This window comes from Pedobacter antarcticus (genome assembly GCF_900112985.1).
Taxonomy (GTDB): domain Bacteria; phylum Bacteroidota; class Bacteroidia; order Sphingobacteriales; family Sphingobacteriaceae; genus Pedobacter; species Pedobacter antarcticus.
This window is the reverse complement of record NZ_FONS01000005.1, coordinates 95,585-120,003: the sequence shown is the minus strand read 5'-3', so window position 1 is coordinate 120,003 and position 24,419 is coordinate 95,585. Positions and strand designations below refer to the sequence as shown.

Sequence of the window (24,419 nt, the reverse complement as noted above, 5' to 3'; positions counted from 1 at the left end):
AATACAAACGAGCTTGTATTATTACAATAACAGCCCTAAACTGACTTTGTTTTGTTACAAAATTAACTTAAATTTGGTTTTGTTTTGTTACATACATTAGAACTTTAATCGTACTATGTCATTTAAAAGGAATATTGAAACTTACCTAAACAACTGGAAACTAAGTGATAATAGAAAACCTCTTATTATAAGAGGAGCCCGTCAGGTCGGAAAAACGACATTAATAAGAAGTTTCGCAAAAACTTACAGACATGCTATTATACTTAACCTTGAAAAGGTTAATGACCGCCGTTATTTTGAGAACTTTGACGATGTTCAAACAATTTTAGAAGCCCTGCTTTTAGCTAACAATATTCCCTCATCCGATATTGCAGATACACTTTTATTCATCGATGAAATACAGGAAAGTCCAAAAGCAATTCAGGTATTAAGATACTTCTATGAAGAAGTGCCCGGACTTCATGTAATTAGCGCGGGTTCACTTTTAGAGTTTGCGATGAGAAGGGTAAATAGCTTTCCGGTAGGCAGAGTAGAATTTCTATACCTATACCCGCTAAATTTTCAGGAATATTTAGAAGCTACAGGCAAACAAGAGTTGCTGAAATATCTGAATTCTGTTCCGGTAAAACCAGTCGCCCATCAATTATTAATGGATGCCTTTCATCGTTATGCAATCATCGGCGGAATGCCAGAGGTAATAAAAAGAGACGTTCAACATCAGAATCTTTCAGATTTACCAAGGACATATGAAAGTATTTGGGCTACTTATAAAAATGATGTGGAGAAATATACTTCTAACGACACAGAAAGGAAGATTATTAAGCATTTAATGGATACCGCTCCGTTATATCTCGATGAACGCATTAAGTTTCAGGGCTTCGGTAACTCCAATTACCGATCACGCGAAGTAGGAGAAGCATTCAGGACACTGGAGGATGCAAAAATTATACGTTTGATTTACCCTACAACAGACATGGTTCCACCTCTTAAAACTGATCTGAAGAAATCACCGCGTTTACAATTTTTAGATACAGGCCTAGTCAACTATTCGCTTGGTATACAACTGGAAATGTTGGCGATGAATGATTTGAATAGTGCTTATAAAGGTGCCGTTATACCGCATTTAGTAACACAGGAACTTATATCAATCCAAAGCATTTCAGCACATAAACCTAATTTTTGGGTAAGAGAAAAATCTCAATCAAATGCAGAGGTTGATTTACTTTATAGTCATCAAAATATGATTATACCCATAGAAATAAAATCAGGAAGTACTGGGAGTCTGAAATCACTTCACCAGTTCATTAATGCTTCAGACCATCATTATGCTGTCCGTATGTATGGAGGTAGTTTTAATATTGAAAAAGCAGTTACACCAGGTAAGAAACCCTATATACTGATGAATTTACCTTACTATGCGGCTACCTGCCTGCCTGCGTACATTGCATGGTTCGTTCAGCAGGAACTTTAAATATTTTTAAACAAAAAAGCGCCTGAAAAATGATTTCAGGCGCTTTTTTGCTTTTCAGATCCGGCTTTATTTATTTGGGTTATCCCACCATACTCTCGCATCGAGGTTATCCGATCCTCCATAAGGGAAGGAACTTACCGCCTGGTTATAATTATTGGTATTATTCAAACGTTCCTGAGTCGGGTAACCCTCTCTCCTGGGAATCTGCTTGTTATTATTATTCGGTGCCGGTGCTAATACCGGAAAGCCGGTTCTGCGCCATTCAGACCAGGATTCATACCCATTTAAAAAGAGATGCACCCAGCGTTGGGTTGCAATCTTACGGGTTCCTTCCGCTGCGGTATAAGCAACTTCCGGCTGCGTAAGGAAGTTATCAAGTCCGGTGACATCATTATTATTCCACTGTCTGACTGACGCTTCAATAGCTTGTTTATAGTTAGTTTCTGCAGCAGCATCTCCTCCCGGAATCCAGCCGGCTTTAGCAGCTTCTGCTTTCGCAAACAGCGCCTGTGCGTAAGTAACCAGATAAACGGGGGAAGTCTGCTTACGAAGATTGGAACCCAGCAGCGAATATTCTTCTACCTTTACCGCGTCACTTAAGCCATAAGCCAGGCCTACGTAATTCCCTTTCGCATTTTTATCTGCATAAGTGGCCAGACGCGGGTCGGCAGTGCCTTGCATCAGATCTACCAGCGGTTTACTAAGTGCATACCAGTTTCTCCCCTGACGGGTGTAAGAAGTATACCAGTAGTTCTCATTAGTTTCTTCTGCCAGGTGCTTATAAACGAAATTGGCAGCATTATTATCTATAATCCCTGCATTCAATGCTTTATTAAACTCCGTTTTCGCCTTATTTTCATTCACCTTGGACAGGCGTAAAGCCATCAGCATATGAATCGTATTGGCAAACTTTTTCCAGCTTAAAGATGCTCCACCATAAACGATATCATTTTTAATAGCACCTGTTGAATTGGTTAAAGTCGCATTTGCTTCGTCCAGCAGCAGGAACAGATTATCATAGATCTGTTCTTGTTTATCGTAGGCCGGATTTAAATTCTCACTGCCTTTCAGGGCCTGAGAATAAGGCAAATCTCCCCAACGATCCGTCAGATGCCAGAAGAAATACGCTTTCAGGATTTTAGCTACAGCGACCTGGTTCTCTACCGGGCCTTCATTTCCGTCGAGCGTCTTGGAATTAATTACACTTTCCAGGTTCATCAGCGGGCCGTAATACAAGGAATAGAAATTAAAATTAACAGTTGTATAACGGGCATCATCAATATAGGTGGTATTGGCTAAGTACTGAGGATACAAACTGCCATATGCATTATTTGCAATTCCGGGCAGATACATTTCTGAATTTGCAATGAGCTGCGTACCGGATACTTTTGCGGGTTTATTGGGGTTTGTATTGATGTCATCATCAAATTTGGTACATCCGGTAAAGCATACACCGGCTGCCAGTATGAGTATGTATTTATTAATTTTTCTCATGTGTCTTTCTTTTATGCATTCAGGTCGGACCTTCATGCCGTCAATTAAAATGTCAGGTTCAGGTTTACGCCGTAAGAACGAACTGTTGGTAATTGGCCTTTTTCTATCCAGCTGATAGAAGCTGCACCGGCAGAGAGATCTGAAGGATCCAGTCCTTTTGGTGCTTTCTGCCAGATCATCCATGGATTTCTAGCCATCAGCGCAATTCTTACTGCTTTGAACGGTAATTTCGTCAGCATTTTCTGATTCAGGTTATAAGCAATACTTACTTCCCGAAGTTTAATGTAGGAGGCATCCATAAGCCACTCTTCATAAACCTGTGTACCGAGTGTATTCCGGTAATAGTTCTTGGCATCGACATAGGCTGTTACTTCCTGCCCTGTTGCCTTAGAGATACCATTTACCTTTACACCCCCGCCTTCTGCAAGCGGATCACGTACATTTTTACCCTGATCATTCAGTGCTGCTGTCTCTGGTGCCTGACCTGATTTTACAGTGAGCATCTTACTCCAGCTAAAGAATTTACCCCCGGACTGGAAGTCAATCATTGCACCGACATCAAACCTGCCGATATGAAAGGTATTGGAGAAACCACCCGTGAATTTAGGTAATACGCTTCCAAAGTCATGGTTGGCTTCATAAAGCGGCAGATTATTAGCATCCAGCAGTATTTTACCCGTAGCTGCATCACGCTGATAAGCCTGACCAACCAGGTTACCAAATGGCTGCCCGGTGGTGGCATTCAGGTATACGTTTACTTTTGAATAGACGTTTGCATCCAGTTGATAGATATCGATTCCCGGATATAACTCTTTAATCATACTCTTATTACGGCTAAAGTTAACTGCGACATCCCAGCTAAAACCAGAAGAAACGACCGGTTTTCCATTTAAGGCAATCTCAATACCTCTATTTTCAATCTTTCCGGCATTAATTACTGAAGATTCATACCCACTCGCTCCTGACACTTTAAGCGGAATAATCTGGTCTGTATTCTGCTGTTTATACCAGGTAAATTCTATGCCCACACGGTTCTTAAGGAATCTCAAATCGATCCCTGTTTCTACAGAATGTGAGAATGAGGGCTTAATCTGCGGATTATTCAGCTGATCGGGAATATACTGTGTATTGGTGTTGGAGGTTTCTGTTTTATAGGTATTACCCGTCTCATAAAAGAACGCAGTCTGATAAGGAGAAAGATCAGACCCTGCAATTGCATAACCTGCTCTGATTTTACCATAACTTAAAGGTGCCCATTTAACCAGCTCACTGAACACAAAACTTCCGCTGACGGATGGATACCAGTAGGAATTATTGTCTTTTGGCAGTGCTGATGAAACATCATTACGGATAGTCGCATCCAGGAAGTAAGTGTCTTTATAGCCAACTGATCCTGTTGCATATACACTCCTTACTTCTTTTCTTCTTTGATAAGATACGGTCTCCGGTCTGTCTATAGAAGCTTCTATATTATAAAAACCAGGGCTGGACAGGCCGCCTCTGGTGGCTTGTCTGAGGTAAGTATATTTTTGGGTCAGAATGTTTGCACCTACATTTGCACTTACAGAAAGGTCATTCCAGCTTTTGGTATACTGACCTAAGAATTCGTAGTTATTCTCTGTATTCTGATATTTACCGGCTGTATATCCTTCGGTCTCAAACCCGCCTAAGGCTCTTTTACTGGTAATATTCTGCGTAAACATATCTGAACGGATAAATCCGCTTAATTTTAACTCTGGTATAACCTGATAAGTGGCGTTGATATCTCCGAAGAAACGGTCACGGTTATCGTTATTCAGGTTTTCATAAAGATCAAAGAACGGATTATTCCAGTCACTCGGTTTGTTATTGGCGATTAATCCGGTAGTCGTATTAGGATTTACATTCCAGTTTTTGATCGTTCCATCTGCGTATTTATAGTTTTTGAGTTCGTTCATATCTATATTCCGCTGGAACCACTGTACAGCACCTGTCCCTGAACCCTGATAACCTTCTGCAGGGCGCTGTCCATTATTATTCGCATAATTCAGGTTAGCACCAACGCTCAGTTTCGGAGTAAGATCCAGTGATCCGTTTACACCGAGGTTATTTCTTTTTAACCAGGTATTTGGCAGTACTCCTTGTGTATAAGCATTATTATAACTGAAGCGCAGAGCGGCATTTTCATTTCCTCCGGCTACCGAAATATTATTATTGAAAGTGTATCCGGTCTGGTATAGATCTTTAATGTTGTTTGGCTGAGGTACAAATGGAGTCTGCTGTCCGAAACGTTCATCCTGCGGATAGAAACTATAATACATTCTTACCGGTGTGCCATCCATTTTTGGTCCCCAGCTTTCGTCATTCCCATTTACATATTTCTGTCCGTTAGCCAGCGTCAGGAAGGTCTGGTTATTTCCCACACCATAGGTGTTTTGTAATGGCATAAAATTACCGGTCTTATCTATGGTAAATGCAGAACTGAACTGTACGTCTGTTTTTTTAGGACCTTTTTTCCCTTTTTTAGTCGTAATCAGAATTACACCATATTGGCCTCTTAAACCGTATAGTGCAGAAGCGGCCGGTCCTTTCAGGACATTCACAGATTCTATATCTTCTGAATTGATATCCTGCGCCAGGTTTCCATAATCGGCACCGTTAGAGGTAGTATTAGAGAAATTGGTATTGGAAATAGGCGTTCCATCGACTACCATCAGGGGCTGATCGTTCCCTGAAAGGGAGTTGGCTCCACGAATCTTAATCTTCTGCGTACCACCCATACTAGCACCGGATGACCCGGTAACCTGTACACCTGCAACTTTACCCGCCAGTGAACCTAATACATTCTGTTGTTTGGCTATAGTAAGATCTTCTCCTTTGACACTTTGAGTAGCATATCCGAGTGACTTTTCGGAACGTTTAATTCCCATCGCCGTAACGACAATTTCTGAGAGATTCTGGTCATCTGATTTCAACGCTATATTTACGGTATTACCCGAACCAACTGCCACTTCCTGCAACTGGAATCCGATAGAACGGAAAACAAGAACGGCTCCAGTGCCGGCCTTAATCGCATATTCTCCCTGTGAATTGGAAGAGGTTCCATTGCTGGTTCCTTTAACTGTAATGCTAACTCCGGGAAGTGGTTGTCCATCTTCTGAGGAAGTGATTTTACCCCGGATGTCTTTTTCCTGCGCCCGTAAAAGACCGGCGCAACAAAAGAATAGAATGAGTAGAGTAATGGTTTTTTTCATAAGTTTTGGTTTAGGTTGTTTTGGTTTATTTTATTTTTTGCCGGTATTCTGGTAAAAAGGATTGTCTTCTACCCGGCTGACCTGTGCACTGCCGACTGCGGTTAACATTCTTCTTGCACTCACCAGTGTGCGGGACTGAAAATCTGCATAATCAGCAGCCGATGGGATCATACTGTTGATTCTAACTAAGCCTGCCGCCTGAATAAATACGCCTTCTCCGATATAAATGGCTGTATGTGTAATCCGGGGATTCGCCACTCTTCCTTTGGACGATGCAAAAAAGAGTAAATCTCCGGCTTTGAGATTCTGGAGACTCTTCTGCAGATTTACGGTGTCTGCTTCATAAATATCGACTGCTTCTCCTACCAGTGCCTGTTGTGATGCATCTCTCGGCAAAACAATTCCGTTTAGAAAATAGGCACTTTTGGTAAAACCGCTGCAGTCTACACCTTTAATGGAGGTACCACCCCAGAGATAGGGCACACCGACAAATAATTTAGCAGTTTCCAAAATCTGATCTGCAGTAGGATTAGGTCTGCGAAGCCATTTATTATAGTCTACAGCATCTTTGGTATGGATATATCCTGCTCTCCCATCTGGATAAAGGATATGATAATATTTACCTTTCTTTCCGGTTATACTCAGGATATTTCCTTTAACCAGATCTGATACGCGCAGCGATTTTTCATCCGGCTCTGTATAAGAGAACCCATTATCAGCAATGTAAACTATCTTTTTCTCTTGTTCCCACTCTTTGAAACGGGCGTCATCCATCAATGCAATAGATTCATTTTCCAGCCAGGAGATATAGTTATCCGGGGACCGGACCAGGGAATAGCCACGTTGCTTTTTAAGAATCTGCAGCGGTGTACCTAAAATAGTCTGTGTGACCATCTCCGCAGCATGATCTGGTGTTTTACGATTATTACCGACCGAGAGTTTAACTACGCCGCGTGTTACTGCACCTGGCTCTGCCAATGGTAACAGAGTTTGCTTTATAATGGTACGAAGGCCAGCCTGGTTATAAGCGGCCTGTAATGCTGTAGTAGCGCCGGCTATGGTAGTTTCAAGATTGATGGTTACGGGATTTGTTCCTTCGAGTTCGTATTGAAACACATCTGTACGTTTGTCGGGCACCAATAATTTACCGGTGTTTTCTGTAAGCTGCCGAACCTGAAAGTATTGCGTACTATCGGGAGATTGAAAAGCCAGCGCATTCAGACTTCCTCCCAGAAGGAGAACCATCAGGATATTGCTATATTTCATGTTTTTGGTTAGATAAAGGTTTTATGGTATACTAAATGTAATTTTTTTTCATCCATAATTCCGTGATACAAATCAAAAAAATCGTTTTTAATAGAGAAATCACGTATTATTTTTGCTAAAAGGAACATTTTGCCTGCTTTCCAGGAAATACTCAGACCCAAAACCTGTATTACCCATGGCACAACCACAAATCTTTGTTCTTTAACCTGCGCTAAGGTTAAAAACTGTTAAATCATTTCGAAAAAAAATCTGAGTAAGACACCAATAGTTATCTTGTAATGATGGAAGCAAACATCATCTTAAAGGAATTATTCCTGATGTAATTGTAAATCCGACGATACAAGGCATAAGTTCCGGCCGGGACGAAATACTTGAGGCAGCTTTAAAGATGGCCGGGCATGAGTAAGCTTACTATAAAGATGGAAGACGAAGAATTCCGCCTTTTAAACTAAAGAAAGATTTATTCGGATAGGCTTCTTTCAAGATTTCCGCGGCAATTAAACTGCGTACCCCGGCATGACAGAATAAAATAACCTGATTCTGCAGCAGGAATGGGATGGACCGTTGCAATTCTGAAAGGGGAATTTTAACGAAAGGGAATCCTTTCGCTTCCGGCATTTCACCTGGCTCCCTTACGTCAATCACAAGATAAGAGGGATTATCCTTGATCAATAAAAAATCTGCTGGGCTGATTTCCGGGGCATCCATAACGTAAAACTACATCCGGTAACGTAAAGATACAGAGCGGCCTAAAGCCTGTGCCAGTTCGGGCTCAATTGCAAACTCGCCTTCTTCCTGCATCCATACTTTATTTGTATTCTTATGCAACGTAACAGTTTTTCCGTTTAATAATATTTTAAGCTCGGCCGTATCCTTTGTTATTCCGGCGCCATTTATAATCTCGTACACATAATCTGTGTCTTTGTACGTGATTCGCATTTTCAGTCCCATAATCTTCTTCTCGACCCCAAAGGTAATTAAAAAACCATTACTTTTCCTGAGTAGGGCAAACAACACTCAGGACCAGTAATGGCATAATTCATTGGGCGTAATATAACAGATCAGGGAGAAAAAACGAAATAAAATAGTAAGGAATTAAAAAACTCGCAGGAGCTATGTCTCGGAGGTGTCAATTAATTATTTAAATTTGGTCTTTTACATACATACCAGAACATTTGTATATGACATATCAGGAAAAATTAAGCGAAATACGTAAACAGATGAAGGCCGACCAGGTGGGCGCCTATATTATTCCTTCTGCCGATCCGCATATCAGTGAATACCTTCCCAAACATTATGAATGTATCCCCTATCTTTCTGGTTTTCACGGATCTGCCGGTACTTTGGTTATCACTGCCGATTTCGCAGGTTTATGGACGGATTTCCGCTATTTTGAACAGGCTACTGAACAACTTAGTGGCAGTGGATTTGAATTGGTTAAACAAAAAGTGCAACATGCGCCAGAATATATTCAATGGTTAAAGGATACATTACCTGCAGGTGCTACTGTAGCTGCAGATGAGAAATTATTATCTATTCTTCTGGGTGAATTAATAACTACAGAAATTGGTCTGGCCGACCTTCATTTGAGCCATAAAGACTATATCAGCCCGATCTGGCAGAACCGTCCTGAATTGCCTGTTGAACCGGCTTATTTAATCAGCGCGGAAGCAGCGGGAAAAACTGTGAAGGAGAAATTGACCGCAGTCCGCTTAGCAATGGAGCAGGCAGGTACTGATTTTCACCTGGTTTCTTCCCTTGATGATATGGCCTGGTTATTCAACATCCGTGGAAAAGATGTGAATTATAACCCGGTTGTACTGAGTTTTGCACTCATCAGCCAGGATCATGCGACTATATTTATCCAACCCGATAAATTGACAGAAGAGGATAAGATTGAGTTGCTGAAAAGTGGAACTGAGGTTCTCGCTTATACCGAAATTGAACGTTCTATCAGTCATATTCCTGCCGGAAGTAAAATCCTCCTTGATCCAAAAAGAAATTGCTATGCCTACCTCAAATTATTACCTGAGTCGGTTAAAATAAAACGCGCAACCAACCCGTCTACAGTATTAAAAGCGGTTAAAAATGAAACAGAAGTTCAGAATACACGTGAAGCCATGCGCAAAGATGGTATTGCAATCACGAGATTCCTGATCTGGCTGGAAGAAAACATTGGCAAAACGACGATCAACGAACTGTCGGCAGCGGCCAAACTCGGAGCATACCGTGCTGCTGACCCCGCCTATGCGGGCGATAGTTTTAACACAATCAGCGCCTATGCTGCTCATGCTGCATTACCGCATTACGGTGCTTCTGAAGAGAGCAATGTGCCCCTTTTAAACAAAGGTCTGTATCTGGTGGATTCAGGAGGCCAATATTTCTACGGTACGACTGATATTACACGCACGATACCTCTCGGCGAAACGACCGCAGAAGAGAAAAAAGATTATACGCTGGTACTGAAAGGTATGATCGAAGGCTGCAGATTGAAGTTTCCTGCAGGTACTAATGGATACCAGGTTGATGCTGTCTCAAGAAGACCGCTTTGGGAGCACGGAATCAACTATGGCCACGGAACAGGTCATGGTGTTGGATATTTCCTGAACGTGCATGAAGGTCCACAGGTTTTTAACCCTGCCGCAAATGCAGTAGCTGTAGAGCCAGGGATGATTACTTCTATTGAACCTGGTGTTTATCGTCCGGGCAGACACGGAATCAGAATTGAAAACCTGGTATATACCATCCCGGCTGAGAAGAATGAATTTAATGATTTCCTTGCATTTGAAACGTTAACTCTTGCCCCTATCCATACCGGAATATTACAAATGGAATTACTGGAAAAAGCACAGATAGAATGGTTAAACAGTTACCATGAGCTTGTTTATGAGAAACTAAGCCCGGGTCTAAACCCTGCCGAAGCAGCCTGGTTAAAAGAAGCAACCAAAGCTATTTAGCAAAAACAAAAAGAGAGGGACACATCAGGTATCCCTCTCTTTTTGTTAAGTTACGATTTGACTCCTGCATGTAGGTTGAACAGGCGAGTTATCTATATTTTATTTGACTTGTTTCAGCAGATAAGCGCCATAACCACTTTTCACAAGCGGTGTAGCAATAGCGATTAATTGTTCTTTACTGATAAAGCCCATTCTGTAAGCAACTTCTTCTATACATCCGATCTTCAGGCCCTGTCTTTCTTCGATCACCTGTACAAATTGTCCGGCCTGCATCAAAGAGGCAAATGTACCGGTATCCAGCCAGGCTGTTCCACGGCTCAAAACGCCTACCTTCAATTTACCCTGTTTCAGATATACTTTATTTACATCTGTAATCTCATATTCTCCGCGTGGTGACGGCTTTATGTTCTTCGCAATTTCTACTACGCTATTATCATAAAAATATAAACCGGGTACTGCATAATCTGATTTTGGAACGGCTGGTTTCTCTTCGATTGAAATTGCATTTTTATGCGCATCAAACTCAACTACTCCATATCTCTCCGGATCTGAAACGCGGTAAGCAAAAACGACTCCGCCTTCGGGATCACTACTGGACTGCAGCAATCTGGCCATCCCGTCTCCATAAAAAATATTGTCACCCAGTACCAGTGCAACTTTGTCGGTCCCGATAAAGTCAGCTCCAATTACAAAGGCCTGCGCAAGTCCATTTGGTTCCTGCTGCACAGCATAACTGAATTTGCATCCCAAAGCACTTCCGTCTCCCAATAATTTTTCAAAATTAGGCAGATCGTGAGGGGTAGAAATAATTAATATCTCTTTAATCCCAGCCAGCATTAAGGTTGATAATGGATAATAAATCATGGGTTTATCGTAAACAGGCATCATCTGCTTACTCATGACTAATGTTAGGGGGTGTAATCGCGTACCGCTCCCTCCTGCTAAAATAATTCCTTTCAAGACGTCTTAGTTTTGGTTATAGATTTGAAGATACACTATTTTCGAGTTCAGCATACCATTCCTCTCCATATTTTCTGATCAGCGGTCCTTTCAGAAACGTATATACTGGTACTTTAAGCTCACGCCCGAATACACAAGCATCGGAACAAATATGCCAACGGTCATAATTTAAAACATCAAACTCCGGATAGCTGGTTACCCGAATAGGGTAAAGGTGACAGGAAATCGGTTTCTGCCAATCTACAATACCTTGTTCATGGGCCTTTTCAATTGCACACTTGGTAATTCCGTTTTCAAAGGTTACATACGCACACTCTTTATTTCCATCTACACATGGGGTGGTCAGATCTCCATCAGAATCTATCACCGATGTTCCGTATTCCTCTATCGCCGCTATGCCTTTTGGCGCAAGCAGGTGCTTAATTTTCGGGTAAATTTCTTCCAGAATAGCTGTCTCTGCATGTTCCAATGGTGCACCGGAATCTCCTTCTACGCAGCAGATACCTTTACATTTATTTAAATTACACACAAAGTTTTCGCGGATAACATCTTCGTGAACCAGAGTGTTCTGTACTTCTATCATGATTTATTTTTCTTGGACTAAAGGATATTTTAAACCTTTGGCCGATTTAATTTCCATTGTAACAGCACCGACTAAGATCTCAACCTGTGCCTTTACAGGGACTCTGTTGCCATCATCTGTGATCCAGAGATATAATGCGCTGTCTTTTCTAAAGATTCTTCCTGGCTGGATGCTTGGACTGAACTTCAGACATCTGATCTTCCCAAGTTTACTTTTAACTACTTCTTTGCCAACATATTTAACCGTAAGGCTACTGATCTTATCGCCCAAAAAGTAATTCAGTTTAAATTCATCTCCTATTTTCAAACCCGATATGTCGAGACTACGCGCAAAATAATAGGCTGAAACGAGATCAAATGTCTGATTTGTTGGCGCTGTAAACGTACCCCGGTTACTTACTACCTTTTTACTTCCCTGAGTAAACCTGGCTTTATCCTGTCTCTTATAAGACGCCTCCCTGATATTTTCCTGATAGAAATATGGAGTCAGTGTCTTTTTATCTATATAGGAATCGTAATGATCCCTTATTTTGTAAAACACATCAAATGTGCCTGAAGTCTTTGCATCTACAACCAGATTATATACCGGCTGATTGTCAAACTTCATATCTGAATTTAAAACCTTAATCGTTGCTTCTGCGGCTGTAATGAAACCATAGCGCAGTTTGTACTCCAGCTCCTCCCCCGCCTGAAACACAGGTTCACTCTTTAAAGGAAGTTCCTGAGAGAATCCGCAAAAGGATAACAAAACGAAAAAGGAAAGCATGGTAATTTTTCTCATACCCCTGTAAAACAAAAAGTAATCCAAAATCATCAGGCCTTTCGTTTGAACAAAGGTACGGTAGAACAAGGTTCACCATACATTATGCTTTTAACAACCGGCGTAAGCAGGTTTGTAATCTCCACATAGGCGGCAACCGGAACGGTGACGTCAGCACAACCTTTGATTACAATACGTTCGTCCCTGAAAGATTCCAGATCTATTTTTGCAAGAGCCCTGGTAAATAATACCGCTTCCAGTGTTTCCAGATTACCAAAAACTACCTCGTTTGCATAAGGTTTCAGTTTTGTAGCGAGCAGCATATACGCCCAGGTAGGTACAATCGCGTCTGCACTGCAGATCACTGCGACGTTTTTGCCGGCATAGCTTTCCCACTCATGTGTCTTAATAAACTCTCTGAAATCCTTTTCACGTAACATTAAACCGTGAAACAGGTTATCTTTTATATCGTAGATTATTCTTTCTCCCTGGTCATAATATGATTCCAGGTTCAGCGTAATTAATCCACTGGCAGCAACTTTGTTGACTATATTTTCCTGAATTTCCATAACATTATTAAATAAAAAAAACCGGAAGCATCAGCTCCCGGTTTCAAAATTACGTAAAATAAGATTAATAGAATTTCACCCTATTGTCTTTTATCTCGCTTTTATCTTGCAGAGCCTGGAAAGCCGCACCTAAAGTACGTTGTCCCAATGCTTGCAGCATCATTTCTTTCTGTTTAAACGTATTACCCATTGGTGCAGGATTTGCAAAACCATTTACGGTAAATACATAAACACCATGCTCCCCATCTATTGGTTTAGAAATTTTGTTTACCGGTGAACCAAATACGGTTCCTACCAGTTTGTTTTCCTGAGCAGCTCCTGGAATTACAGGGTTTGAGAATACAATATTCTGCACTGGTGTAACAGTTCTTCCGACCTTCTGTGCAACCTGATTCAGGTTGGCAGCGCCTTGAGCAGCCTTAGCTAATTTATCTTTCAGCATCTTCGCTTTAACGGCATTGATAACCAATGGTTCGATATCTTTTTTAATAGATTCCAATGGAAGAACTCCTTTTGGCTTAACGTCAGTAACATGTGCTACAACAAACGCATTATCCATTTGGTACACTTCAGTTAACACATCGCCTTTTTTTGCTGCAAATCCATCACGGATTAACTGACGCGGATTATCAAGTCCCGGAGCATAACCCTGGCTACCTGTAATTCTTTCAGCCACACTAACTGTATATCCTTGTTTCTTTGCTTCAGCACTGAAGTTATCGTCTTTAACTGCATTCAGGAAAGCCGATGCTTTTTTATAAGCCTGATCTTTTGTTCTGCTGCTTGGTGTAAGGTTTTTTTCTATGTAAGCGATCTTAGCTACTTTAGAAGATCCGATTTGTTTTTCAATTTTCAAAAGGTGTACACCAAACTGTGAGGTAACAACTTTAAGATCACCTACCTGGCCATTAAATGCTGCATTCTCAAATTCAGGAACCATCATACCTCTGGAGAAAGCACCCAATTCACCACCTTTATCTTTCGAGCCATCTACACTATAGATTTTAGCTAATGCTGCAAAGTCGGCACCTTTCTGAATTAATGTTTTCAAAGAGTCAGCCATTTTTACCGCCTGATCAACACCACCCAATTTTGCTGCGTCTAGCAGAATATGGCTGGCTTTTACCGAATCTGGTGAAAAACGCACATCTTGTATTTTAGCCATTTTATAAGAACTTCCAGAGAATACCGGCCCGTAAAATGAACCTGCAGGAAGTGAAAATACTGCCGAATCAACTTGTGGGTCCAATTGTCCTTTAGTGATATAAGTATATGGAACTTTAACATCTGAATTGATTGCTGAAAACAATGAATCCGTTTTAGATGCCCTGAAATCTGCAGCCAATTTCTCTACCTGAGTTTTTACTGCTGCTGAATCTTCCTTAGTAGGATTTACGCTGAAAGCGACATATTCAAATGAACGTGTTTCTGCAGGATTATCAAATTTCTTTTTGTTATCGTTATAATAAGCTGAATAGTCTGCATCTGTAGGTTTCACAGCAGCATCCGGGATACTCGCATATTCAAGATTTACATAGCTGAAATCTGCCAGTTTATTTCTGTTGATATATTCATCAGTAGCTTCCAGAGTGGTTACATAAATTGAATTTTTAACCAGATTAGCATATTTCTGCTGTAAAGCCTGTTTCTCAATTTCAGCTTCCAGCAAATCCCATTGTTGTTTTAACTGCGGGTTAGATGATTGTTGCTTTAACGAGTTAATAACAGCGGCACGATCTACCTGTCCTGTCTGAGGATTACCGAAATACTGAACGATAAGCGGGCTGGGATTTTTACCCTGATAAAGATCAAATAATTCATCACCGGAAATATCCAGTCCTAAACGCTGGTATTCTTTTGAAAGCAAGATCGTAGCAAGTTCACCATTCCACGCATTGTCAACAGCCATAGCTGTCATTTGAGGATTGGCACTACCGCCGTATTGTTGTTTAAACTGCTGTAAATTCTGATCTACTTTAGGGCCGAAATCGTCAATGTTGATATCTTCACCATCCACAGTTCCGACAACTTTTTGAGAAGCAGCCCAAAATGGCTTACCTACGTTAATTGCATCACCGACTAAAAATGCAACAATTGCAAAACCGATGGTGCCAACTAAGATGATGCCCATGCGATTCCGCAAAAATGTCATAAAACCCATAATATCTATTATTTATATTTTTTTTAAGAGCGCGCAAGATACAACTTTTGCCAAAAAAAGAAAACAATAAAATGTATTTGAATAAGTATTTAAAAATTAAGGGAATAGGGTTTATGTAATCTAGCTATTATGGAGTCAGATCGCCCTTAACAAAGGTCTCCCCTGAGCCTTGTTCGAAATCTACAGAGCTGAAATCTTCGGGTGCACTGAAATTAACAGCGTTGAGAATTGTACCGTCTGGTCTGGTCACAATTCCACGTGGAGAGAAGTATTTTTTTTTGCGTTCGTCCCAGGTGAGCTCTTCCGTGTTAAAGGTCAGATCTTCACGAACTACTACGACATTCTTTTTGAAAATAGTAATCCCTTCTGTCTCTTTACGGATAGCATAATCAGAAGTGATTGTACCAGTAACTTTCTGCAGTGGATCGAAGAATGTTATTTTAACTCCTCCCGGCATCTCCTGATATTTACTTCCTTCAGAAGGGTTAACCTGATCCAGTACAGGCGCATAGCCTTTAGCTTTAACAACGGCAGAATCACTAAATGTAATGTCTACGCGCAGGGATCGGTCTCTGGTGAGCGTAACTTTTTTTGCGGATATTTTAGCCGCTTTTTTTAAGTCGTCTTCATTGCAGGAACTTAAAAAAAGCGGGATCATGCACAGTATAGCCAATCGGAAAAGTATACCGGCAGTTTGCATTAGTCAAATTTAAATCTTCTGAACCACATATCGTTAAGTGTGAATCCAAGGCGCAGATTGATAAAGTTTTCCTGCAATGCATTTGCCTGCATTGTGCCGCGTTTACCGATCTCAGTTGTAAAATTCACTTTATAGAACGCTCTTGTTGTCAGCGCGTTTGCCAAAGGTAATCCCAGACCGAAACTCAGTGCCATTTCTTTCACATCTTTATCGGCAAGTTTAATATAAGATTTATCATAGCTCAAGCCAAAACGGTAATCGACTCTTTTGAAATAACTATTAATGGAGGTAATATCTGGAGTAATCTGGCCACCGACCGATACACCGTAACTATCTTCTAATCCCTGATTAACCTTGTTTAAGCTAAATTTAGACCAGCTACCCATCCTGAAATCAGCACCTATAACCCATTTATTATCGCGTTGTAAGGCAATACCAAAATTATGCGTTAAAGGCACTCTCAGGCTTGACTTTCCCGATTTTAAAGAATCAATTGACTCTACCGTCGTGTTTCCAGTTCCATCAGTTTCGCTGCCTATCCTGTATTTCGAAGCAACATAGCTGCGGGTTGAATTAATATCATTTGCCGATGAGCCGGAATACCCGAAGTTCAGTGATGTTTTTGAATTTAATTTGATATCATACTGAATACCATAAGAGAAGTTAACTCCTCCGATACTATTTTCATTTCTCAGACGGGTAGCCATAGCTACAGGATCTTCAAACTCAACTCTTCTGTCCTGAATAATATTTCCGAAAAGGTACTCAACATTACCTCCGATACGTAAATGATCGCCTATCTGGTAACCATAACCGATATAAGCTTTTGTTAAACCACCCTCACCTGTATAAATATTAGACACATTTTGAGTAGCGGGATTTCCAGTATTTGAACCACTGGAAATTGTACCTTTTTCTGCAAAATCATAACCTACCTGAGAATAAGGCATTACACCAAAACTCATTGCCGACTTTTTAGTAATTGGCATTGCAATCGTCAAATGGCTCAGGGTTCCGTTAAAAGAACTGCTTTTATCAGACCCCCTGGACAGGTTAACAATACTTCCTGCCAGCCCCACATCAATGGTTGTTAAACGGATTCCACCATAAGACGCTGGATTCTGTACGTTAATATTGTTGTAGCCTGTTGGTTTATTGATAGCCGTAGATACTCCTCCCATAGCCCGAAACTGCGGAAGCGGAGAACCCATAAGATTACCAATTCCAAACCTTGAGTAAGGTGACTGACTAGTAATTTGTGCATTTACAGAAATGCTGGCCAGCAGAACTAAAACTGCAGTGATATAATTAATCTTTTTGTACATATTCGAATGCAATGACTTCGTTTAATCCTTTTAATACCAGATAAGGATCATGACTAATTTGAGAGGCATAATTGCTGTTTTTTAACTGATCAAGCAAAAATGCGGCATCTCCTCCTGTAATCACAACCTTCAGGTTTTTATATTTATTATTATGCAGGGCAATAAAACCCTCTACTTCATTTACTACTCCTTGTAATACGCCATTGGTAATAGCAGTATCGGTACTAATCCCATCGGGAATACGCTGAACTTCCCTGTCCCAGCCCACCAGAGGCAATTTACCGGTAAAATGGTGAAGAGCCTGGAAGCGCATTTGCACGCCTAAACTGATACTTCCTCCAAAATATCTTTCCTGATCGTCGAGCAGATCATAGGTTATACAGGTTCCTGCATCTATAACCAGGCAATTCTGCCCCGGAAAACCCTGATGAACAGCTATAATTTTAGCCCACCTGTCCTGACCCAGCGTTGACAGGGTCTGGTAATGGTTTTGGACACCGGTATTCAGCCGGGTCGAAAAAGGCAAATATTTCGTATTGGCTTTTAAAACCGAGATCAATTCAGGATCTTCAGGTTTCACACTCGAAAGCGCAGCATATTCTACGCCTTGTTCCTTTATAAAACTTGCCAGAGTGGCCTTATTCAGTTCGGGAACGCTTTGAAAAAAAACCAGCAGTTTACCTTTAAAAACAGCTAATTTAGTATTAGTGTTGCCTATATCAATAACCAGATTATGCATTAGCCTGTATGAACGTAACCTGCTCCGGGAAATTGACAACTCCAAACTTCATTTTACAAAGCTATTAATCTTTACCAAGTTTCAAGGTATCAAATTGTTAAAAAAGGTTAAACAAACAAAAAGAATTGGATCGCAATAACGAGTATCAGGAACAAACTTTCATAGAACCAGCGTTTTGTAGCATTAGAAAAATAATAAGCGAGCAAAACTGCACCTGGAGGAACACATAACAGGAAATGATAAAGTTTAAAGTTAGATTTCGTGTAGCAGCTTAAAATTGCAATCAGAAACATGAAGAAAAGCATCTGAAAAGCCTTTCTTGTACTAATAAAACTTCTAAAAAAGTTTTCTCTCAGCTGAATGAGGGCAAGAACCATCATGATAACCACCGGAAGGAGAACCAGATAATCATTATAGTGGATTGTAAACACCGAAGGGAACTTATTTTTTAATGGTAGCCAGATTTGATAAAACATATTCAAACTGTCATTCCAATAGTAAAATACGGCCAGAAAGAACGTTATACTGAGAAAACCGACGAGTCCGGAGATCCATTCTCTCCAGTTGAAACTTCTGTACAACAATAAACTCAGCCAGATCAGGAGCAACATCATCACAAAAGGAAAATAGATCAGTGTCCCTAATGCGATAAACAATCCAACATCAAACATGAGCATAATTGCATTCGGCGCTTTTCCGATTTTAAGCAATTTATCCATCACAAGAATCAGCAAAAAATTGCAGATCAGAACAGGGCTCAGTATCAGAAATGGATCGAATAAACTTGCACCTGTAATGTAAAGCAATGCAGGTAAGAAACTTGGTTTCGCAAGAAGTTGATGATTGTTGACGATCCGGTTAAAATAAATCGCCTGAATGTAGATTAAAACGCCGGCGAGCATGATATTTCCAGTCACAGACATCGAACTGCCCAGCGGAATCTGAATCATAAATTTAGTGTACGATTCCAAAAACTCGAAGTTCAGCCTTGGCGGTGGGTTTATTAAAAAAGCAATCCGCATAAAAAATGTATATGCAAAAAGCAGCAACAGGTTTATGGGGTTTAAAGTTTTGAATTGATTGATCATGCCATTGATAGATTGGCAAAGTAAAGAAATTTATCTGGCAAAAGAACTGACAAGTTTGTCAATCACAACCGATGTTTCATCTGGAAAATTATAACACCGGCCTTCCGGCATAGCAAGCCAGGAGCGTATAATTCCCTCCCATTTCTTTTGACCGGGCCAGATCACAGGAAAACCCATTTTCTCGAGTGCAAAAGCATTACAATGCTGTTCATACTGGGATTTCATTGGAATAACCAAGAGTTTTTTACCTAGAAACAATGCTTCAGATGGCCCTTCGAACCCGCCTCCGGTCAGCAGTCCGGCAGCAGAAGCCAGACTCGCATTAAACTGATCATGATGAACGGGTCGCACCCACACGTTAGCACTAACATACTCCTGACGGCTGTGTTTAGAAAACACATGCCACTGCTGATCTGAAAACTGATGCAGTAAGGGTAACAGATGCTTCTCATCCATTGCTGGTAAGTAAACTGTATAATGTCCTGCGTTGGTTATTTTGAGCTCTCTGATTGCCTTTCGGATCACAGGCGTATGAATAAAGTCGTCGTAGGGCTCGAAGTGGAACCCAATGTGCCTGGTGGCTGGTGCATAATATTTGAGGATCATTTTTTCCCAGCCTGCGCCCGTCGCTTTTGGAACAAGTGGTGAAAAGAAAGAAGCCTGATGGCTTAAAGCCACACTTGTAATGCCCTTCAATCTGCATGCCCAGGCTGTCACCGGCTCAAAATCGTTCAGCACAAGATCATAATCCTTAAGTGGGATACTACGCATGTCTCTAACCAGGCGCGGAAGGTTCATCTGCCTCCATGTCGCATAATGATCAACGCCACCCTTTTTTCCGAAAATAAAACTAAAGCCGTGAAGCTGATGCCGCACAGGTTGAGTTAATTTCACATCGGCCTGTGTGCCGCTGATTAAAAGATTCACCTCACCATACTGCTGTAAAACAGGGATAATTTCCCTGGCCCGGCTTATATGACCGTTTCCTGTTCCCTGTATGGCATAGAGTATCTTCATCTCAGCCTACTTTCATCTTTTGCAGCAAAAGACCTATATCTAGTTTACTGCGCAGATCTTCACTATCAGACAGTAAACCTTCTTCCTGCTCATCTTGTCCGAAGTCATGCTGCTCATACCTGAAAATACTCCAGGCCCCGTCCTGATACTCCAGAGCGGTCATGTTTTCCACCCAATCGCCGCTGTTCAAGTAAACAACCTGCCCCCCATCTGTTTTCACCTGCTTCATCTCCGGTTGATGGATATGTCCGCAGACCACATACTGATAGCCTTCCTCTACTGCAACCTCTGCAGCTGTCTGTTCAAAACTATTGATAAACTTAACTGCATCTTTAAACTTCGCCTTAATTTTTTTTGAGAAGCTCATTTTTTCCTTTCCCATTAATTTAAGAAACCAGTTCACACTGCTGTTTAACAAAATTAGACTGTCATAGCCTATGGCGCCCAATTTTGCGAGCCATTTAGAATGCTGCATCGTGACATCAAAAATATCGCCGTGAAAGAACCAGACTTTCTTCCCGTCTAATTCCAGCACAAGCTTATTTTCCAAGTGAAAACTGCCCATATTCATCCCCGCAAATTTGCGTAGCATCTCGTCGTGATTACCCGTCAGGTAATACACCGGAACACCTTCCACAACAAATTTCATTAGCTTTCGTACCACCTTCATATGCGTCTCCGGCCAGTACCTTTTACTGAACTGCCAGATATCAATGATATCGCCATTCAAAATAATCATCTTCGGCTTGATACTTTTCAGATACCTGAGCAACTCTCTGGCCTGGCAACCATAAGTACCCAGATGAACATCGGAGATCACGACAATTTCGACTACTCTTTTAGATATCATCCGTTTACGATAATTAGGATTATACACTAACACATATTAACTTATACAAAGATCAGTTTGGCAGGTTAAGTGAATGTTAAATAGAGATGATCATACGAACTTGTTAACATTGCTGAATACTGACGCGGTATTAAGTCGGTATTGACACGGTGTTGAATCGGTGTTGATTTACCATTTTACCGTATCAATACCGACTCAACACCGTATCAATACCCTTTCAATGTACTCCCAAATCAAAACAAAATCAGGAATTTGTCTCAGCTCAGTTCAAAAAAAAAGCAGTAACGAATCGTTACTGCTTTAAAATCTAGTTTCTATTTATTATAAAAGTCGCCGCAAATTCCCGGCCTTTCTAAAAGGGAATGTCTTAAGCTTTTTTCTTCTTCTGATCTGTGTAGAATGCAAAGCCTAAACCTGCAAGCAGGATCAAAGATCCGGCAAGTGATATTTTTTCACCCAGATAATAAGAAGTTGGATGGAAGACAAATTCTACTTTATGATTTCCTGCAGGCAGTTGCGCAGCACGCAAGATATAGTCAGCTCTGAAATAAGGCTTTTCGACACCATCTACCAGCATTTTCCAGCCCTTATCATAATATACTTCTGAGAATACAGCAACAACATCTCTAGGCGCACTGTAAGAGTACACCATATGATCAGGATGATAGCTATCCAGTTTAATCAAGGCAGAATTTCCAGGAACACCAGCGCGTGCGGTATCAAGTCTGTCTTTAAAGGCGATGTCTACAATCGCTTCTTTTTTAGGATCAAAACTGCTGACAGCTTTCATTTCCTCATCTGCATTTTTAACAAACTGAACGCGATCTACAAACCAGGCATTACCAGCAGCTGTAGCGTTACGCTGCATTTTATAGGCGCCTGTCTGGCGATCCTGAGTAATAATATATTTAGTATTCAACATATCCAGCACGTCTTGATTTACACTTTTCGTGAACTGGTGGTCGATTAATTCCTGAATACGTTTTAAACGGGCCGAATGTGCACCACCAACTGTTTTATGGAAATAGGATGCATCTGCATTAGTGAAGGTTGGGATTGAGGCGTCATAAACCCGGAAATCGGGATCCTTGTCGGCCATAATGAAAGTATCGACATCCCTTGGCTGATAATGATTATTTAAACTCGCTTTAGAAACGAAATTTGTATTATTCAGATATCTTTTATCTACCTGCCACATATCAATCAACGTAACAAAAGCCAGTAGACCGAACACGGCTTCCTTCTTCATCTTATCTGTAATTAATGCCCAGATTAATCCGAAACCAATAATCAAGAACAATAAAGTACGCATAGCGTCTGCGCGTGCAAATGCAGCGCGATCGTCTACCAATGCATTTCCAATCGCCAAAGCGATATTCCTGTCATTGCCGAAGTTCTGTGCAAGTGCATCCAGAAACTGCTGATGAGATGATGTTTTAAAGCTGAAAAATAACGTAGGGACCACCGCAACAATCAGCGCAAAGCCACCCGTAATTCCGAAAGACCAATATAACTTTTTCAGTATATATGCTTTATCATATTGCCCTTCCTGTGCCTCTTTAACTGCAAGTAAAGCCAGTATTGGGAACAAAAGCCCAATAACTGCGAGAATGGACTCAACAGCCCTGAACTTGTTATACAGCGGCACATAGTCGAAAAATATATCTGATATAAACGGGAAGTTTTTACCAAAAGAGAGGAGAAGGAACAAGATCGTAGTCGATAAAATCCACCATTTCATTCTGCTCTTTACGATAAAAAGGCCGAATATAAAAAGCATACAAATAATTGCTCCGAAGTAATAAGGACCTGCGGTAAATGGTTTCTCTCCCCAGTAAACAGGCAATTGCTGTGCGAAACCCGCAGCCTGCTCAGGTGTAGCGCCTACTTTGGCCAGTTCTTTAGCCACATTGGAATTAGCATCCAGACGTTCATTACCCCCTCCATATAAATCAGGAATCAGAAAAGTCAAAGATTCACCTACACCCTGGCTCCACTGATAGGCATAATCTTTTGGTAAGCCGTTATCTGGCTCGTACGAGTCTGCAGTAAGGTTTGATTTACCACGTATAGTTTCTTTACCGTACTCGTAAGTAGTCCAGAGATTACTTGCATTAACCATAACGGAAAGTACAATAGCTAATCCGAGGTAAGACAACACTTTGGTTAGTTCTTTCGTTTTATTGGCTTTTACTGCGTGATAGATTTCAATTCCGACATAAATTAGCAAAGCCAAGAGGAAATAATAGGTCATCTGAACGTGGTTCGCACGCAGATTTAATGCTAAAAAAAGTGCCGTAAGTGACGCACCCATCAGATACTTGCCTCTGAAAGTGAGAATAATACCTGCAAGAATCGGTGCAAAAAGACCTATAGCAAGGGCCTTGTTACTATGCCCCGCAGCAATAATAATAAAGTTGTAGGAGGTGAATGCAAAAGCAATCGCACCGGCTGCAGCGAGCCAGGGATTTATTTTCATTACACAGAATAGCAGATAGGCGCCCAAAAGATAAACCAGCACTGTTCCGACGGGATCAGGTAGTATATCCTTAATTATTGAGATCCCGTAAGTTGTTAAGTTTAGTGGATATTGAACCCAGATCTGGTACGCAGGCATTCCGCCGAACATCTGATTGGTCCATAACGGACCTTTGCCGTCTTTGGCTTTGTAATCCATTATCTCTTTCTGCATGGCTTTTGCCTGCAGCACATCACCTTGTGCAGGAGCCTTTCCCTGAAGAACAGGACTGAAATAAACGAAACATAAAATTACAAAAAACGCACAGATGGCCAGGTGTATGCCATTCCTTTTTAACCAATTATTCATTAAGGCTTGTTTAATTTAAACTAATCCCAAAAATATAAAATTGATACAGATTAGAAAGGAAATTTATGCATTCGGCAGAAATACTTTATTTCAGTTCTTCGTAATCGACAAAATCACCCAGTTTATCTGCGTTTCCCTGCTTTGGCTGTGGTGGTACATAGTCGATAGATATCTGACCTTCTGGTTTAGAAGGGCGGCGTTGCTGCTGTTGCTGCTGACCGGTGTAACCACTCTGCTGCTGCTGCATTTTTCCAAATATATTTCTGATCAGTAGCGGGAATATCAATCTTAAAAGAATGCGTATTACCCACAGGATCAGTATAGTGATAAAAAGAAATTTCAATAATCCCATTTGTTTTTTACTTTAAAATTTTCTTCTGTCTATATAGCAAAAGATTAGCTCCTGCCAGCTCAGTTCAA

General features: G+C 41.0%; 20 protein-coding genes. 2 read left to right on the top strand and 18 right to left on the bottom strand.

All coding sequences use genetic code 11. From position 1 onward, the window contains the following. Positions 1 to 115 precede the first annotated feature (115 nt). Entirely contained in the window at positions 116 to 1,471 is a 1,356-nt protein-coding gene (locus BM192_RS12115; RefSeq protein ID WP_037441842.1) for an ATP-binding protein, read from the top strand. A gap of 66 nt (positions 1,472 to 1,537) precedes the next feature. Here the strand turns inward: BM192_RS12115 and BM192_RS12110 are convergent, their stop codons facing one another. The 5 genes from BM192_RS12110 to BM192_RS12085 all read right to left on the bottom strand — a co-directional run bounded on the left by BM192_RS12110 (position 1,538) and on the right by BM192_RS12085 (position 8,481). After that, entirely contained in the window at positions 1,538 to 2,965 is a 1,428-nt protein-coding gene (locus BM192_RS12110) for a SusD/RagB family nutrient-binding outer membrane lipoprotein (RefSeq protein WP_037442057.1), read from the bottom strand. A gap of 44 nt (positions 2,966 to 3,009) precedes the next feature. Then, positions 3,010 to 6,198 (bottom strand): SusC/RagA family TonB-linked outer membrane protein, encoded by a 3,189-nt coding sequence (locus BM192_RS12105; protein ID WP_037441844.1) that lies wholly within the window; start codon positions 6,196 to 6,198, stop codon positions 3,010 to 3,012. A gap of 30 nt (positions 6,199 to 6,228) precedes the next feature. Further along, the gene (locus BM192_RS12100; RefSeq protein ID WP_051759979.1) at positions 6,229 to 7,464 is read right to left on the bottom strand and encodes a C40 family peptidase; all 1,236 of its coding nucleotides are present in this window, start codon (positions 7,462 to 7,464) and stop codon (positions 6,229 to 6,231) included. 411 nt (positions 7,465 to 7,875) lie between these two features. Then, a complete protein-coding gene (locus tag BM192_RS12090) occupies positions 7,876 to 8,172 on the bottom strand; it encodes a rhodanese-like domain-containing protein (protein ID WP_037441849.1) in 297 nt (98 codons plus the stop codon). Between the two features lie 9 nt (positions 8,173 to 8,181). Next, positions 8,182 to 8,481, bottom strand: coding sequence for a hypothetical protein (locus BM192_RS12085; protein ID WP_234797553.1), 300 nt, complete (start codon positions 8,479 to 8,481; stop codon positions 8,182 to 8,184). 164 nt (positions 8,482 to 8,645) lie between these two features. On the opposite strand from BM192_RS12085, the gene BM192_RS12080 reads away from it, so the two are divergent. Further along, the gene (locus tag BM192_RS12080) at positions 8,646 to 10,421 is read left to right on the top strand and encodes an aminopeptidase P family protein (RefSeq protein ID WP_037441854.1); all 1,776 of its coding nucleotides are present in this window, start codon (positions 8,646 to 8,648) and stop codon (positions 10,419 to 10,421) included. Between the two features lie 99 nt (positions 10,422 to 10,520). On the opposite strand, the gene rfbA is transcribed toward BM192_RS12080, so the two are convergent. The 13 genes from rfbA to BM192_RS12015 form a co-directional block, all read right to left on the bottom strand. Then, on the bottom strand, positions 10,521 to 11,381 hold the full coding sequence (gene rfbA, locus BM192_RS12075; RefSeq protein WP_037441857.1) for a glucose-1-phosphate thymidylyltransferase RfbA: 861 nt from the start codon (positions 11,379 to 11,381) through the stop codon (positions 10,521 to 10,523). 16 nt (positions 11,382 to 11,397) lie between these two features. Then, a complete protein-coding gene (locus BM192_RS12070) occupies positions 11,398 to 11,964 on the bottom strand; it encodes a DUF3109 family protein (protein WP_037441860.1) in 567 nt (188 codons plus the stop codon). A 3-nt stretch (positions 11,965 to 11,967) separates the two neighbouring features. Next, entirely contained in the window at positions 11,968 to 12,744 is a 777-nt protein-coding gene (locus BM192_RS12065) for a DUF3108 domain-containing protein (protein WP_037442061.1), read from the bottom strand. A 32-nt stretch (positions 12,745 to 12,776) separates the two neighbouring features. Next, positions 12,777 to 13,292, bottom strand: coding sequence for a DUF2480 family protein (locus BM192_RS12060; protein ID WP_037442063.1), 516 nt, complete (start codon positions 13,290 to 13,292; stop codon positions 12,777 to 12,779). 64 nt (positions 13,293 to 13,356) lie between these two features. After that, positions 13,357 to 15,444: a peptidylprolyl isomerase gene (locus BM192_RS12055; RefSeq protein WP_317040251.1), complete on the bottom strand. Its 2,088-nt coding sequence runs from the start codon at positions 15,442 to 15,444 to the stop codon at positions 13,357 to 13,359. A gap of 136 nt (positions 15,445 to 15,580) precedes the next feature. Then, the gene (locus tag BM192_RS12050; protein ID WP_234797552.1) at positions 15,581 to 16,153 is read right to left on the bottom strand and encodes a hypothetical protein; all 573 of its coding nucleotides are present in this window, start codon (positions 16,151 to 16,153) and stop codon (positions 15,581 to 15,583) included. Beyond that, positions 16,153 to 17,478: a BamG family beta-barrel-assembly machinery protein gene (locus tag BM192_RS12045; protein ID WP_037441865.1), complete on the bottom strand. Its 1,326-nt coding sequence runs from the start codon at positions 17,476 to 17,478 to the stop codon at positions 16,153 to 16,155. Before BM192_RS12045 ends, BM192_RS12050 begins: the two co-directional genes overlap by 1 nt. After that, a complete protein-coding gene (locus tag BM192_RS12040) occupies positions 17,462 to 18,217 on the bottom strand; it encodes a type III pantothenate kinase (protein ID WP_037441866.1) in 756 nt (251 codons plus the stop codon). Before BM192_RS12040 ends, BM192_RS12045 begins: the two co-directional genes overlap by 17 nt. Positions 18,218 to 18,324: 107 nt before the next feature. Next, complete coding sequence (locus BM192_RS12035) at positions 18,325 to 19,167, bottom strand: DUF6427 family protein (RefSeq protein ID WP_234797551.1); 843 nt, start codon at positions 19,165 to 19,167, stop codon at positions 18,325 to 18,327. Positions 19,168 to 19,335: 168 nt separating this feature from the next. After that, positions 19,336 to 20,322: a glycosyltransferase family protein gene (locus BM192_RS12030; protein WP_037441869.1), complete on the bottom strand. Its 987-nt coding sequence runs from the start codon at positions 20,320 to 20,322 to the stop codon at positions 19,336 to 19,338. A gap of 1 nt (position 20,323) precedes the next feature. After that, positions 20,324 to 21,169 (bottom strand): UDP-2,3-diacylglucosamine diphosphatase, encoded by an 846-nt coding sequence (locus BM192_RS12025; RefSeq protein ID WP_037442067.1) that lies wholly within the window; start codon positions 21,167 to 21,169, stop codon positions 20,324 to 20,326. A gap of 370 nt (positions 21,170 to 21,539) precedes the next feature. Next, entirely contained in the window at positions 21,540 to 23,999 is a 2,460-nt protein-coding gene (locus BM192_RS12020) for a hypothetical protein (protein WP_037441872.1), read from the bottom strand. Positions 24,000 to 24,084: 85 nt separating this feature from the next. Further along, positions 24,085 to 24,351, bottom strand: coding sequence for a DUF4834 family protein (locus tag BM192_RS12015; RefSeq protein WP_037441875.1), 267 nt, complete (start codon positions 24,349 to 24,351; stop codon positions 24,085 to 24,087). Positions 24,352 to 24,419 lie beyond the last annotated feature (68 nt).